This window comes from Pectobacterium parvum, from assembly GCF_020971565.1.
In the GTDB taxonomy this organism is placed as follows: Bacteria; Pseudomonadota; Gammaproteobacteria; order Enterobacterales; family Enterobacteriaceae; genus Pectobacterium; species Pectobacterium polare.
Map to the genome: position 1 here is coordinate 3926207 of NZ_CP087392.1, position 13631 is coordinate 3939837.

Annotated in this window: 9 protein-coding genes and 3 pseudogenes; 4 read left to right on the forward strand and 8 right to left on the reverse strand. The window is 52.9% G+C overall.

Going from position 1 to position 13631, the window contains the following annotated elements:
- Nucleotides 1-151: 151 nt before the first annotated feature.
- Both LOZ86_RS17710 and LOZ86_RS17720 read left to right on the forward strand, forming a co-directional pair.
- A complete protein-coding gene (locus LOZ86_RS17710; protein WP_039483653.1) occupies nt 152-991 on the forward strand; it encodes an arylamine N-acetyltransferase family protein in 840 nt (279 codons plus the stop codon).
- A 71-nt stretch (nt 992-1062) separates the two neighbouring features.
- Nucleotides 1063-1221 (forward strand): annotated as a pseudogene (locus LOZ86_RS17720) (Rpn family recombination-promoting nuclease/putative transposase); the annotation flags it as partial.
- Between the two features lie 2 nt (nt 1222-1223).
- On the opposite strand, the pseudogene LOZ86_RS21580 reads toward LOZ86_RS17720, so the two are convergent.
- Nucleotides 1224-1298, reverse strand: a pseudogene (locus LOZ86_RS21580) (DUF2913 family protein); the annotation flags it as partial.
- A gap of 189 nt (nt 1299-1487) precedes the next feature.
- Nucleotides 1488-3995 carry an OspG family effector kinase gene (locus LOZ86_RS17725; protein ID WP_230242532.1) on the reverse strand — a complete coding sequence of 836 codons (2508 nt, stop codon included), beginning with the start codon at nt 3993-3995 and terminating at the stop codon, nt 1488-1490.
- 304 nt (nt 3996-4299) lie between these two features.
- Here LOZ86_RS17725 and LOZ86_RS21585 point away from each other — a divergent pair.
- A pseudogene (locus LOZ86_RS21585) lies at nt 4300-4437 on the forward strand (Tn3 family transposase); the annotation flags it as partial.
- Between the two features lie 617 nt (nt 4438-5054).
- On the forward strand, nt 5055-5513 hold the full coding sequence (locus tag LOZ86_RS17735; RefSeq protein ID WP_039483651.1) for a GNAT family N-acetyltransferase: 459 nt from the start codon (nt 5055-5057) through the stop codon (nt 5511-5513).
- A 67-nt stretch (nt 5514-5580) separates the two neighbouring features.
- Here LOZ86_RS17735 and LOZ86_RS17740 read toward each other — a convergent pair whose 3' ends face one another.
- Genes LOZ86_RS17740 through LOZ86_RS17765 form a run of 6 tightly spaced genes read right to left on the reverse strand, consistent with a single transcriptional unit; the run spans nt 5581 to nt 13365 of the window.
- Nucleotides 5581-6618 (reverse strand): LacI family DNA-binding transcriptional regulator, encoded by a 1038-nt coding sequence (locus LOZ86_RS17740; RefSeq protein WP_230242534.1) that lies wholly within the window; start codon nt 6616-6618, stop codon nt 5581-5583.
- A complete protein-coding gene (locus LOZ86_RS17745; protein WP_039483648.1) occupies nt 6618-7670 on the reverse strand; it encodes a carbohydrate ABC transporter permease in 1053 nt (350 codons plus the stop codon). The genes LOZ86_RS17740 and LOZ86_RS17745 overlap by 1 nt, the downstream gene beginning before the upstream one ends.
- An 8-nt stretch (nt 7671-7678) precedes the next feature.
- Nucleotides 7679-8677, reverse strand: a complete 999-nt coding sequence (locus tag LOZ86_RS17750; protein ID WP_039470140.1) for a carbohydrate ABC transporter permease — start codon at nt 8675-8677, stop codon at nt 7679-7681.
- Between the two features lie 23 nt (nt 8678-8700).
- Nucleotides 8701-9792, reverse strand: coding sequence for an ABC transporter ATP-binding protein (locus LOZ86_RS17755; RefSeq protein WP_039483646.1), 1092 nt, complete (start codon nt 9790-9792; stop codon nt 8701-8703).
- Nucleotides 9793-9794: 2 nt separating this feature from the next.
- A complete protein-coding gene (gene bglB / locus LOZ86_RS17760; protein ID WP_039483644.1) occupies nt 9795-10901 on the reverse strand; it encodes a beta-galactosidase BglB in 1107 nt (368 codons plus the stop codon).
- Nucleotide 10902: 1 nt separating this feature from the next.
- On the reverse strand, nt 10903-13365 hold the full coding sequence (locus LOZ86_RS17765) for a hypothetical protein (protein WP_111779014.1): 2463 nt from the start codon (nt 13363-13365) through the stop codon (nt 10903-10905).
- Nucleotides 13366-13631 lie beyond the last annotated feature (266 nt).

The following is a 13631-nucleotide window of genomic DNA, read 5'->3' on the forward strand; positions in this document are numbered from 1 at the left end:
ACAACTGTTTCAACCAATAACGGCAATGATTATCGTGGAAATACAACGTCTGAAGCGGCGCTTCAACAGTTCGGAGTAGTTCATGACTTCCCCAGATTTCAGAGCTGTACTCCCTGATAAAAACTATCAGATATGAAAGGATAAAAATAACATGAATGACCTGGTAGCAGCCTACCTAAACCGCCTTGGTCTTGATGCCGAACCACCGTCCCTCCAGGCACTAACCCGAATACATCAGGCTCACGTTGAGCGGATACCTTATGAAACTTTCTGGATCCACCTTGCAGAGAGTTGGGGAATTGCCTCGATGGAGAGCTTCAGAAGGGCTGCAACAACCCCGCGAGGTGGTTACTGCTTTCAGCTTAATGGCGGCTTATATACACTACTTTCTCAGCTTGGCTACCGGGTGAGCATTAACCCCGCAAATGTCCACGGAGCTGAAGGTCCAGAACGAGCAACGCTGGAAAATCACGTTGCAGTCATCGCCGAGGGATTGCCGTGCGAAAGCAATCCCGATGGCCGATGGTGGGTTGATGTCGGCCTTGCTGACGCGCTGCATGAACAAATGCCTCTAATGAACGCTACCGTTTACCAGGGCCAGATGCAGTTCGTAATGGAGGCAGTCGGCGAGGGTGGTGTTGGTGACTGGCACCTCACAACCGACCCATCGTGCTGGGTCGCCGGTGTAAGTATGGCCGACCAGCCAGCTGATATGAGTGATTTCATGGACCGACATTACTTTAACGTACACTCGCCAGAATCCGGATATGCAAGAGTTGTCACCGCACAGCTTCGGCAGCCGAACGGTAAAGCGATACTACGGGGCTGCGTTCTGACAAAAACAGAAGGCGACGTCGTGACGACTCATATCTCCGAGACTCTGCCAGAATGGTTGGATGTACTGGCCGGCGAATTTGGACTGACTTTTGAAAATGTTCCCGACAAATCACTGACAACATTGACTCGCTCAATTCCCTGTTTTTGCCACTGACGGCGACTCAGCCAGTCCTTACGCAACATCGCGACCATCAGATCGATAAGCATGTTATTGATGGCGGTTATGAGGATAGCCTGCGCCCCTATTTCAGCGACGAGTTCTACAGTCTGAGAACCACAACCGGTGATGATGGATATATCCACGTACTCATAGAACACCAGTCCACTCCTGACAAACACATGGCGTTCCGACTTCTTCGTTACGCGGTTGCCGCTATGCAACGCATTCCATCCTGTCTGGCCAGCGCAAACGCCACTAGGGCGTACCATGCAAGATGACCCGATTTTTCTGTCAGCGTCACGCTGGCTCACTTCCTGTATCAAAATTCATTTCGCGATTCAGCTGGTGTCGGTATTAATCCGTGTCATCGCCCGCATGTCGTCAGGCCGCCGACAGAATAATAACCGGTCGACATTAAAGGGTTCCGTTTCAGCTCGGCAACCTACATTTGAATAATGTTGATGCGCTGTTCCCTCTGCTAAACGTGTAATTAACTTTTCTTTCTATCTATCTCTCTTAAAACATCATCAAAGATATGTTTGAATTTCTCTCTCATACTATTAGTTTGTGACTGGCTAACTATCTCACCTTTTGGTAAAAAGTTGGCAGAGTCAAAGTCCACAATAAAAAACTCGCCCTTGTTATATATAACATTCCCTTTATTTATATCGTAATGTACAATTCCATTATTTTGCAATAAGCGAGATAGTTTCTCAGGATGATTACTGGTTTTGATTGCCGTTTCTATTTCGTTTAAAAACTCAGTGTTAGATGAACTGTTAACATCACTTAATACATACCCATCTATTTTCTTTAATTTCACTGACACAGATGCAGAACCATCTTTGAATGGGGTAATACTTACTTCACCTGCCCTATCTCCATAATACCTGTTGAATCCTTTTGCATTGTTATTTGCTGCAACAAGCCTGGATTTGTGATGCTCGTCAATACGACCCTTATATATTTTATTAACAAACCCATTCCCCATATTATAAACTTCACTGATGCTTCCCGTCCCAATGATTACTGGGTTAATGTTGATAATTTTTTCAGGAATGAATTTATTATTTATATAATCAACGTTTACTTTATCACCATTACCCAGCCGGATAAATGGCAGACCTTTTCTTTGTTCTAATTTCATGTATTCGTTTTTGATTCTTATGTATCTATTCCCATCAGCATCATATCTTAACCCCTGATGGTCAGGGGCCGAAAGCTTGCCTGCATCCACTTTCTCAATAATCATTGCTGGGTCAATTATTTTCTCCAAATCTTTAGATACATAAATAGACGTTTCTCGCTCAAATAACCAGCTACTACCATCCCACTCAATCGGATGGCCTGCCTTCTCAGGAAACTTCATGTCATATACTTCGTACAGGACCCCCTGCCCCTGGTGTTTGGTATTCCTTACGGGAACCAGTTCGCCGTTCATTTCAGCATATCGTCCCCAAGGATAGTGACCGGAATCACCCATTCCTTCCTGTACATATATATTACCATTCCCATAATAGTTATGATTATTGTTTCCCCTTGGAACATAATAGAACCCATCTTCTTTATTTACTTTTATTTCATTTATAATGTCAGTCTGCTTATTACTGAAGACAGGATGTTTATTATGTACGCTGAGATGCCATGTTCGTGATAATGGCTCCATATAAACCGGAACAAATTCTTTTATTCCTGACGCTTTATTTACTACGATTTCATATTTACCAATAGCATTCTTATGAAGCTCATAATTTTCACCACATAGTCTTATCTGTCGTTTTCCCTCACTGATTTCGACATTGAGTGCCGATGAGTCAAAACTATCCGCGTAACGCCATGAAAGGTTATTTTCATTAAAAATAACTCTTCTTTCCAGCAATTCCGGCTTTACCGCATCAGGGTGGTAAGTAATGAATTCATTATTTTTTTCAGTCGGCTTGAGATAAACCTTGCGACCGTTGTCATTTATTACTCCTTTTCCCTGCTTCAGTTCCAGCAGAATTTCCTTTCTGATACCGGAGTGTAGGCTACGAGTGTAAAAGGCAGCTCTCTCACGCTCCGGAAAAGCATGGAGAAGTTCTGATGGTTTCACTTTTCCGGTACCTCCCCGGGACGTAAATGCCAGCCCGCCCACATCAAGAGATGTTGACAGTTCCGCAATAAACAACCTTCTGAATCGTTCTGCACAGATTTCATTCCCCTGATTCTGATAATATTCTCGGCGTTTGACATTTGCTATAAGCTTCCCGATTAAGGGCTTAATTCCCAGCGTAAGAATGTCAGTAGATATGTTGAGGCCATCAGCAACCCCTCGTTCCTCCGGAGAAGGCCTGCCATTCGGATTATTATCATAAATCATACGGAACGGATTTTCGGCTCTCTGAGCCTGAAATAAAAGCACTTTTCCCTGGTTTTCACCCTGCGCATCCAGCACTTCCTCTTCAAAAGCGCAGTGTTTTTTTATATGTTCTCCCGTTCTTGGATCCAGTTCTCGTAGCAGTGCCCGTTTCGTTCGGTTGGTGCCGGCATTCTCATTATCTAGGTGAACAGCAACCATCGGCATGCCAGCGGCTTCCGACCGCAGCCTCAGTTCAACATCCTCGCTTTCATCTGCAGTCAGTTGCCCGTCTGATACCAGATACTGTACTAGGCTGGAAATCAATTCGTTCTTCTTCTGCTCACCTGTAACAATATAGCTGTCGCTTTTCAAATTCCGGACGATACCTGCTGCCATTGTTGATTCTGTTTCAGCCAGTGGCACTGGCGATGCATCCGCTGCCGGAAATCTCAGTGGGTCACACTGAGCTATAAACTGACCTGTTTCATACAGTGCATTCGCAACCGGACTTAGCATGGCACTGAAGCCAGTGTCACTGTTATCTGAATGCGCTGTATTTCGGGAAACTGAAGGAGATAAGCCGTTGTCTCTGTCAGAGACGAATCCAGGGGGGTCCGCCGAAAACAGATTATTGGTAAGCCTGACCTGGCTTAGCAGCATTAACAACGGAACCGCTATGTCCTGTCGCGGATTTCTAGTCTGGTACGATAGTCTGCTCAGTTCTTCGTGAGAATTGACTACTCTGTTAATACTGCTTCCTAAATGGTGTATTTCATCCGGAGTGGCAGAGTGGTCTAGATTTATGCCCTGAGCCTGTGTTGTCGAGTTTCCCCTGCAATTGTCGTGTAGCTTATTCTGGTAAGCTCCAGCTGAAACTCTGTGCTGCGATGCTGACACTGGCATGATTAACCCCCTTTCCGTGTAAAAATAGCTTAATCGCATATCTGTGCCTGTATTACTTTCAATGAACAACACGATCGTTTACTACAACTCAGCGCTCCTGTCGCAATTACTGGAGTGACAGGAAGCAGAAGGCAACGCAAAAAGCATTGAGATGCTGACCCAGATATCGCTGGTGGCCTGGCAGCACATTTTGCTGAATAGGCAAATTAACGCATTTAGCCTTAACCGGTTCGCGTGTCGCCAGCCGAGCCAAGCGAATCAGAAAGGCAATCTCTGCAACCTGTAATGAATCCTTGTGCAAACAGCCAACGCGGTGAGACCTTCAAATCACCATTGCTGACGACATCAATATCCAGACGCATAGGGAGTATTAATTGTTTGTATCTGGCAAGCCGTTGCGTGGCCTGCATCAAGTTTGCACTACAACGCGCCGCGAAAAGAGGTCTTCCGGTAACCCCGCCCGGCGTAATACATGTTCAGGCCGAAAGCCAAAATCCTTTAGCAGAGTCCGCCAGCCAATATCTAAAGGAAAGCCCTGATTACGAGTCATTCAATCTCCATTGTCATGTGAGAAGCAGGCTTACACGTTAACCCTACTGAAATGAGTATATGCCAACGCGCAATGCCGGATATATGCAAAGTGCGCCAAAAAAACCGGCAAGTTATGTCATTTCATGTATCGGGCTATAGGGAGTGAAAATTGGTCTGGTCCCCTCTCAATAAGTGGAGGGGTATATCCGTCTATTTGATTGCTATTTTATTCCGGTAAATATCAGCCCAATTGCCAGCACTTATCCACGATAATAGGAGAATAAAATGATGAATACAGAACAAGAAATTATTGTTAATTCCGTTGAGCCAGAAGATCACGCGCAGTGGCTGCCCTATTGGAAGAGTTATCAGGAATTCTATAAGGTGCAGCTTTCTGATGAGGTCACAGAAGTCACCTGGAATCGCTTTTTTAAAGCCGATATTCCCGTCTATTGCGCGGTAGCGAGAGAAGGATTACATATTGTGGGCTTCGTGCACTTTGTTTTTCACGATTCCACATGGGGAGTAAATCCTTATTGTTACTTAGAGGATCTGTTTGTTGCTCCGACCGCTCGCGGTAAACACGTTGGGAAAAAACTGATTGAATACGTGAGAGAACAGGCACAGGAAAAAAGCTGCGATCGGCTGTATTGGCATACTCAGGAAACCAATAAAACAGCCCAGCGACTTTATGATTGGGTGGCGGAAAAGCCCAGCGTCATAGAATACAGAATGCCGCTTTAACTATAGTACTTATGCAGAAACTATAGTGCTTATGCAGGGTGAAACTTCCCTGTAAATAACGTCCCACTTACCCCACCCGCCGCACCGATTCTCTGACCACTACCTGTCCGGCCAGCTCGGTGCGCTGGGCTATACCAAGCGCCTGTGCTGGCGTCATTTGCTGCGCCAGCAGCTGTAGCGCCGCGCGGGCGATGGTCTCAAACGGCAGATGCACCGTAGTGAGCGAGACTGGCAGCATGTCGAACGGCAGGATGTCGTCCATGCACATCACGGACATATCCTCCGGCACCCGCAGCCCGTGCTGATACAGCGCATCGATCACGCCGATGGCCTGATTATCCGCCGCGCAGAAAATCGCAGTGACACCCAATCTATCCGGGTTGGCCGTCAGCCAACGCAGCAGCGCGTCACGCGCCGTGCGTGGGTGGAAATCCGGCAGCGAGAGGATCAGATCCTCATCCACTGCAATCCCCACCTGCATGAGCGCATCCCGATAGCCGCGTTCTCGCTGTTTGATCGTCATGCGCGACGTCCAGGTCAGGTGCAGGATCCGCGTATGCCCTTGCTCGATCAGGTAACGCACGCCCGCCGCCGCCGCATAGTGGTTGGCGGGCGTGACGCTGCTCAGGCGCATCGAGGGATCTTCACCGTTGATCAACACCGCCGGAATGCCGCTTTCTGCCACAGCGTTCAGCAGCGTCGGGTGATCGTCATTCACAATCAGAATGCCGCTCTCTTTTCCGCCCTGAAGCTCACGCAACAACTGCTGTTCGTTAATGGTGTCGTGCTCTCCCAGAAACGGACGCAGCTGGATATTGCGTTGCAGACAGAGCGTTTTCAGGGCGTTAATCAGCGTCAGTGACACCAGATTGTACTCACTCTCCAGCATCAGGTTGCGCGGCGTCGCCAGCAGAATGTGGCGCAGCGGTTCCGTCTGCGCGACGGTCGCTTTAGCTACTTTATGCAGCGGATAGCCCTGCTCGGTAGCAATCGCCATGATGTGCTGCCTGACTTTGGCGCTGATCGGTGCTGTCCCGTTCAGCGCGCGGGAAACCGTGCTGATGGAAACCCCCGCGCGGTCAGCAATATCCTTGAGTGTCGCCATTATTTCATCCCCGTGTTGGCAATCCCCGTCGTGATGTATTTTTGCAGGAAGACGAACACCGCCGTCACCGGCAGAAGCGAAAGCATCGTCATCGCCAGTATATAGTGCCACTGCACCGAGAACTGCCCCTGAAACGCATTCAAACCGATTTGCAGCGTAAAATTATCCTGACTGGAGAGGACGATCAGCGGCCAGAGGAAATCATTCCAGCGCCAGATCACCGAGAATATCGCCAGCACCGCCAGCGCAGGGGCGGTTAACGGCAGGATGATCTTCCAGTAAATGCGGAACTCGCTGGCGGCATCGATACGCGCCGCCTCGATCAACTCATCGGGGATTGTCAGCATATATTGCCGCAGCAGGAATACGCCCGTCGGCGTCGCCACCGTGGGAATAATCACGCCCCACAGGTTATCGCCCATGTTCAGGCCAATCACCACCAGGAACGTCGGCACCATCACCACCGACAGCGGAATCATCATGGTGGAGAGAAACAGCGTCAGCACCGTACCGCGCCCGCGAAACTCGTATTTCGACAGCGCAAACGCCGCCATCGAACTGAGCAACAGGGTCAGCAGCGTCGCCATCACCGTCACGAACACGGTGTTCTTCAGGTAGGTGGCAAAGTGGAACTTCGTTATCGGCGTCGTGTAGTTCTCCGTCTCCAGATGCAAGGCCTTCATCGGCACCAGATCTTTCGTCGATACACGCACCACCTCACTCGGCGCATCTGGGTTCACCAGCTGTGCGATCAAGCCGATGCGCCTGACCAGCGCCATAGTTTTCGCTTCGCCGTCGTCCTGCTTAACCTGCCACAGTTCCAGCGGCTTCGGGTACTCCGGCAGCGTGATGGTGTCCGCCGCCTGCGGCAGAAAACTGGGCGGAAAGCGGTTGATCTCCGCGGGCGTTTTGAACGACGACATCGCCGCCCACATCACCGGAATCATCACCAGCAGCGTACCCACCACCAGCCAAACCCAGCTCATGATATCCGTTATGTGAATTCGCCCCGGATGACGGGTTCTGGTGAGAAATGCGATTATTTTCATCATGGCTCCCGTTATTTTTTCCCTTCCAGCCGACGCGTCAGCAGGAACTGCAACGCCGTCAGGATCATCAGCACCACGCCCATCAGCACCGAGGCCGCCGAGGCCAACCCGTAGAGTGACGCGTTTGACGAAAAGGCCGTCTGGTAGATGTACTGCACGATAAAACTGTTGGCCGTGCCGGGGCCGCCGCCGTTGGTCAGCACCCAGGCTTCATCGAAGATCTGCACGCTGTTGATGGTCAGCAAAATCACCACCACCAGAATGTTCGGTGCCAACAGCGGCAGCGTCAGGCGATAGAAACCACGCCAGCGCGAGGTGCCATCCACCGCCGCCGCCTCATAGATATCACGCGGGATCGCCTGCAATCCGGCCAGCAGGATCAGGGTATAAAATCCGACATGAAACCAAACGGAGACAAACACCACCCAGAAGCGCGAAAACGTCGGGTCGAGCAGGAAGGTAATCGGCTGCCCGCCCAGCGACGACAGCACCAGATTCAGCAGGCCGTTGCGGTTAAGGAACCACTGCCAGATCAGGCCCACCACCACCGGCGACAGCAGCACCGGATAGAAGAACATGGCGCGGAAAAAGCCACGGGCGATAATTTTGCGGTTGAGGATCAGCGCCGTCACCAATGCTACCAGCAGCGTGCAGAGCACGTTGAAAAAGGTGAACGACACCGTGTTGTAAACACCAGTCCAGAACAGATCCTGTTCACAGGTCGATGGCTCGGCGTAGTTGCCGCAACTCAACAGTGTGGAAAAGTTATCCACGCCGACGTAAGGGCGTTCCCACAGCAGGATATTGGTGCCGCCGGTAAAGGCGTAGCACACCGCCAGCAGAATCGGAATAAAGACAAAAACGGCGAACAGCAGCATATTCGGCGCGATAAAAAACCACGGCATCACTTTGCGACCACCGAGTTTTTGTAGCAGATTCACCGCTTTTTCCACTGGCGTTACCAGCTTATCGATCAGCGATCCTGCGGGCAGTAAGGCAATCTTTTTCATGTCGTCCTCTCCCGTCGCGATAATTAGTGCTCGGTACAGCGCGGCAATGTGTCATCCGTTTTGCCGTCGAACAGATGGCAATACGTCGGCGGGAAGCGGACAAATACCGATTCACCCGCGGCGAACTCGCGATGCTGCGCCAGATGGACGATCATCTCATCGTCAATGCCGCTCATTCGCCCGTAGATAAAGGTTTCATGCCCCATCATTTCGCAGCGATCGACGCACAGCGCCATGCCCTCGCCGTCCTCTACCAGCTCGCAGTGTGAAGGACGAATGCCGAGTGTGACGTTCTGCCCGACGGTGCCGATAAACGGCAGCACAAGACGATTACCCGACGGGCACTGCACTTCAACCCCGTCCGCGCAGGTGGCGACGATCTGCGCCGGGAACATATTCATGCGCGGTGAACCAATGAAGCCCGCGACAAATTTGTTTTTCGGCCGATTGAACAGCTCCAGCGGCGTACCAACCTGCTCGATGCGGCCGGCATTCAGCACCACAATACGCTGCGCCATCGTCATCGCTTCCACCTGATCGTGAGTCACGTAAATCATGGTCGTGCTCAGCTTCTGGTGCAGACGAGACAGCTCACCGCGCGTCTGCACGCGCAGCTTGGCATCCAGATTGGAGAGCGGTTCATCAAACAGGAACAGGTCGGGTTCACGCACGATAGCGCGACCAATCGCCACACGCTGCTGCTGCCCACCCGACAGCGCACGCGGTCGGCGATCCAGATACGGTTCCAGCCCCAGCATGCGGGCGGCTTCATCAATACGACGAATGATTTCGTCTTTGGGGAAGTGCAGGTTCTCCAGCCCGAACGCGAGGTTCTTGCGCACCGAGAGGTGCGGATAGAGCGCGTAAGACTGGAACACCATCGCAATCTTGCGCTCTGCTGGCGAGAGATCGTTCACCTTGCGGTTGTCGATCCACAGCTCGCCGCTGCTGATCTCTTCCAGCCCGGCAATCATGCGCAGCAGCGTGGATTTTCCACAACCCGACGGGCCGACAAAGACCATGAACTCGCCGTCATGAATCGTTAAGTCCACGCCTTTGATGATGCTCACCGCACCATAATTTTTGTGGACGTTCTTTAGTTCCAGACTCGCCATTGTCAGCCCTCGCAAACAGAATCTAACTGTGCCAATAACATCAGCATGACCAGCGCCTGCCCGTAAGGCACGGCGACATTGGGAATATCGCGATAGAACTGTAAGTCGTGTCCCATCGCCGTGCCGTCCGAGACACCCTGCACCACGCCCTGTGCGTCAATCTGCGCCACCACGGCGGCATAGCCTTTTTCCAGTACGTCCTGCGGGAAATCGTGCAGCATGCCCAATCGACGTGCCGTCAAAATCCCTGCGATAAATCCGGCGCTGGCGGACGTCTCCAGCGGTGAATCTGGGTCATCCAGCAGCGTGTGCCACAGGCCTGAATCGTGCTGGCAGCGTGCCAGCGTTGTCGTTTGCTGTTCCAGAATCGCTTCCAGCGTGCGCAGTACCGGCGCGGACAGCTGATCCTCCGCCAGCACCCGCATTTCCGGCAGCACCAGAGTGATCCAGGCGTTACCGCGTCCCCAGAACGCATTGGCATAGTGATGGCGACCGACGAACGTCCAGCCGTGATACCACAGCCCGCTGCGCACATCGGCCAGATAGCGTGCATGTGTGACGAGCTGGTATTCCGCCTCTTCGATCAGATCGCGGCGGGAGAGTAATTTCCCTGCGACCACCAGAAACAGACCGGCCATAAACAGCGTGTCGTCCCACAGTTGTCCGGTATTCGGCCGCTCTTTCACCGTGTGCTGGAAACCTCCGTCCTCGGTTTTCGGCAGCGAATGCAGCAGCCAGTCAGCCCAGTCGCTCACAGTTTCACGCCACTGCGCAGGGGAATCTGGCTTGTCCTGACACAGCAAGGCCAGCACCAGCATCGGCGCCGTCGAGTTGATCTGGCGCGGCGGCAGCCCGGCATCCAGCTTTTGCTGATACCAGTTCGCCAGCGTCGTCAGCATGGTGTCGTCCTGCGTCAAATGCGCCAGCTTCCAAAAGCCGTACAGCCCGACGCCCACTTCCCAGTCCCACTCCTCAAATTGAATCGCCAGTCCGGCGTCCGGCGCATCGTCCTGCGTCACGCTGTCGATCGCTTTCAGGCGGCAAAATGCCCGCGCCACCTGCGCCAGCAGCGCTTCGGTTTGTTGTCGGTTAAGTGAACTTGTCTGCATGTCATGGGTTTCCTGTGTTGAACTGCGGGACGACCGGGACATCGTCGGGGAAAACGAAAGGCTGCTGCGCCACGCTGAATCCTACCGCGTAGCTAAAGGCCAGTTCGCCGTAATCGGGATCGTCGATACGTACGCCGTCACTGTCCTGTATCAGCGAACGCCCGCGGAAACGGTCAGCGAACGCGGCAAATCCTTGCTCGCCATCACCGCTGTCCACGGCAACGAACCAGACGTTCTGCTCGCCATACGCCCGCAGTTCGCCTTCCGCCTGCTGACCTGCGGTAGCAAACGGCTGTAATCCGGCGGGATTATGAAACGCGGCATAGCCGTTGCCGCCACGTACGAAGCACCAGACATCTTCAACGATGACGTCATCCAGCGCGGTTTGTGGCAGATAGAGGTGTGTCCACGGGCGGATATCCTGTTGCAGATCGAACACCATCAGCGCGCGATTACGATGTTGCATCAGGTGCGGCAAGCGTCCGTTACCCGCCCAGTAAGAAGGACGGTGTACGCCGTCAGGGCGATCCTCGCCGGGGTGGTTCACCCACAGGCGGGCGGCATAGTGCGTACCCAGCCGCACATCCAGCAGATGCTGCTGGTGCCCAGGCTGGTCGGGGTGATGATCGAAAACGGAAGAAAAGGCAACGTCGCGCTGCTTCCAGGCGATGATGCGGGCGCTGCGGTTCAGCCCCTGCACCCAGCGAGCTTCTGCACCGTGCAGCAGTGACCAGTGCGCGATCCGATCCGTCGTTTCCGGTGGCTGATAGTCGCTCAGGCACAGCAGCGGCAGCGCGGCGCAGTGCGGAATCAGCCAGCCCTCGCCCCACATCAGCGCACACAGGCCGGACAGTTCGGTCAACATGCCGGAGCGCAGCTCTTTATCGTAGGCACGCCCCATTGTGCCAACCGCGACGCCGTTCTGATGTACCCACGCCGTCATCAGCATGATGCGGTCAATCACCACGCGAGATTTCTCGCGCAGATCGGCATCCTGCGCCAGCTCGTACAGCGCCACCAGCCCAATCAGATCGATGGGGTAATAGGCGGCCGAATTCCACTCCACCAGCCCGTGTTCCAGAATGGAATCAAACCAGCGCGTCAGGTGTTCGTGGGCAATCGCCTTTTGCTCCAGACCACGGCGGCCGCTGCATGGGAAGGTGTCATCAGGGAAGTTTTGCCCAGCCAGATACTGCGCGACGTGGAAACACAGGCAGTGGTTTTCGCTCCAGAACCACATGGTGTCGTTGCCCGGTTCATCGATCCAGTAGCGGAAACCGAGAATCGCGCTGCGCACGCGCCGCCAGTCCTGCGGCGGCAACTGCTGCCCCTGATAGCGCTGCCACAGCCAAATCAGCGGCACCAGTTGGAAATCAGCACAGTCTTCGCGGCGGCTGATTTTCTGCAATGCGCTGTTGAGAATCGGCGCGGCGGCATCGCAGCCCTCGCCCGTCGCGACAATCGCCAGCAGCCGCCCGAGGCGCTCAAAACCGTGCAGCGCGGTATGGCGTAGCACCGCTTCACGCCGTGCGGCCAGCGTCGGTAACGCGGGCATCGTTTGCTCAGGCAAGCGCCCAAAGCTGAGCGTTCGCGTCAGCGTAATGCCGTTGCAGGTCGCGGCGCAGACCAGATCGTAATAGCCCACCAGAACCGCAGGCAGATCCACCTGCCAGCCCAGATTGCCAGCAGGCAGCGTTTGTTTCTGCTGCCATACGGGGACGGATTCGTTGACGTTGCCAATCAGCCGATGCGCCATCGTCACGGATTCCGGCAGCGGCTGCGTGCTGTTCAGCACCAGCACGGGCGGTTGGATCAGGTTATTTTCCAGCGTCAGCCCGTTCACCCAGCTATCCAGCGCGGTCAGCTGTGTGCTGAGCGCCGCGTCCTCATCAAGCTGCCAGAAAAGCGTGTCGTCTCCCTGATAGCACAGGCTGAACAGGTAGTCGGTATCACGCTCGCACAGCTCTTCGCTATGCAGCACCAGCGTGTTCGTCCCTGCTTTCAACGGCAGCGTGACAGTACAGGTTTGTTCGGTATTGCGGGTAAACGGCGTAAAGCGGGTAATCGGCTCACCGTTCAGCCACAGCGTGACGCCGCCGCAGGTGCTAAGTGTAAACGGTGCCGCCTGCGCGCTGTCGCTGTGAATCACGCAGCGGGAAAAGCGCTGCACGTGAACCGGACACGGCCAGAAATCGCTGAAATTCACGCTGCGGCTTTCATCACCGCCGCTCCACATCAGCGGGAAGCGTAAATCGTCCGGCAGCGCCACGTCGCGCTTTGCCTCTTCCTGTAAAAAACGCACGCGACAGGGCAGCACGCCGACATCGACAAAACCGTTAATAAAGCGGTAATTCACCTTATCCGGCAGCGTATCCGGCTCGGCGAAATAACGTTTTTCCGTCAACTCGGTGATGAGAAACCGATTAATGACACCGTTCTTCTTTAATTTCCAACCGATATTCATACGGAATCCTGTTTACGGCGTTGAAAAATAAAATAACGAAAATGTATGGCGGCACTTATTTGCACTCTCGCTGTGCACACCCTGCCAATATTTAGGGCAGCGGGTCATTCCCTGCACCGTGATATCGCAATAAGAATGCAAATTTGCATTAAATTGTCATTTGCATTCATTTATTGATATTTCGCATTAATAAATAAGATTATCGCGTTTATATGTGTGATTAATATCACAAAAATGCTTTATTTAAATCAACATTTAAAATATCT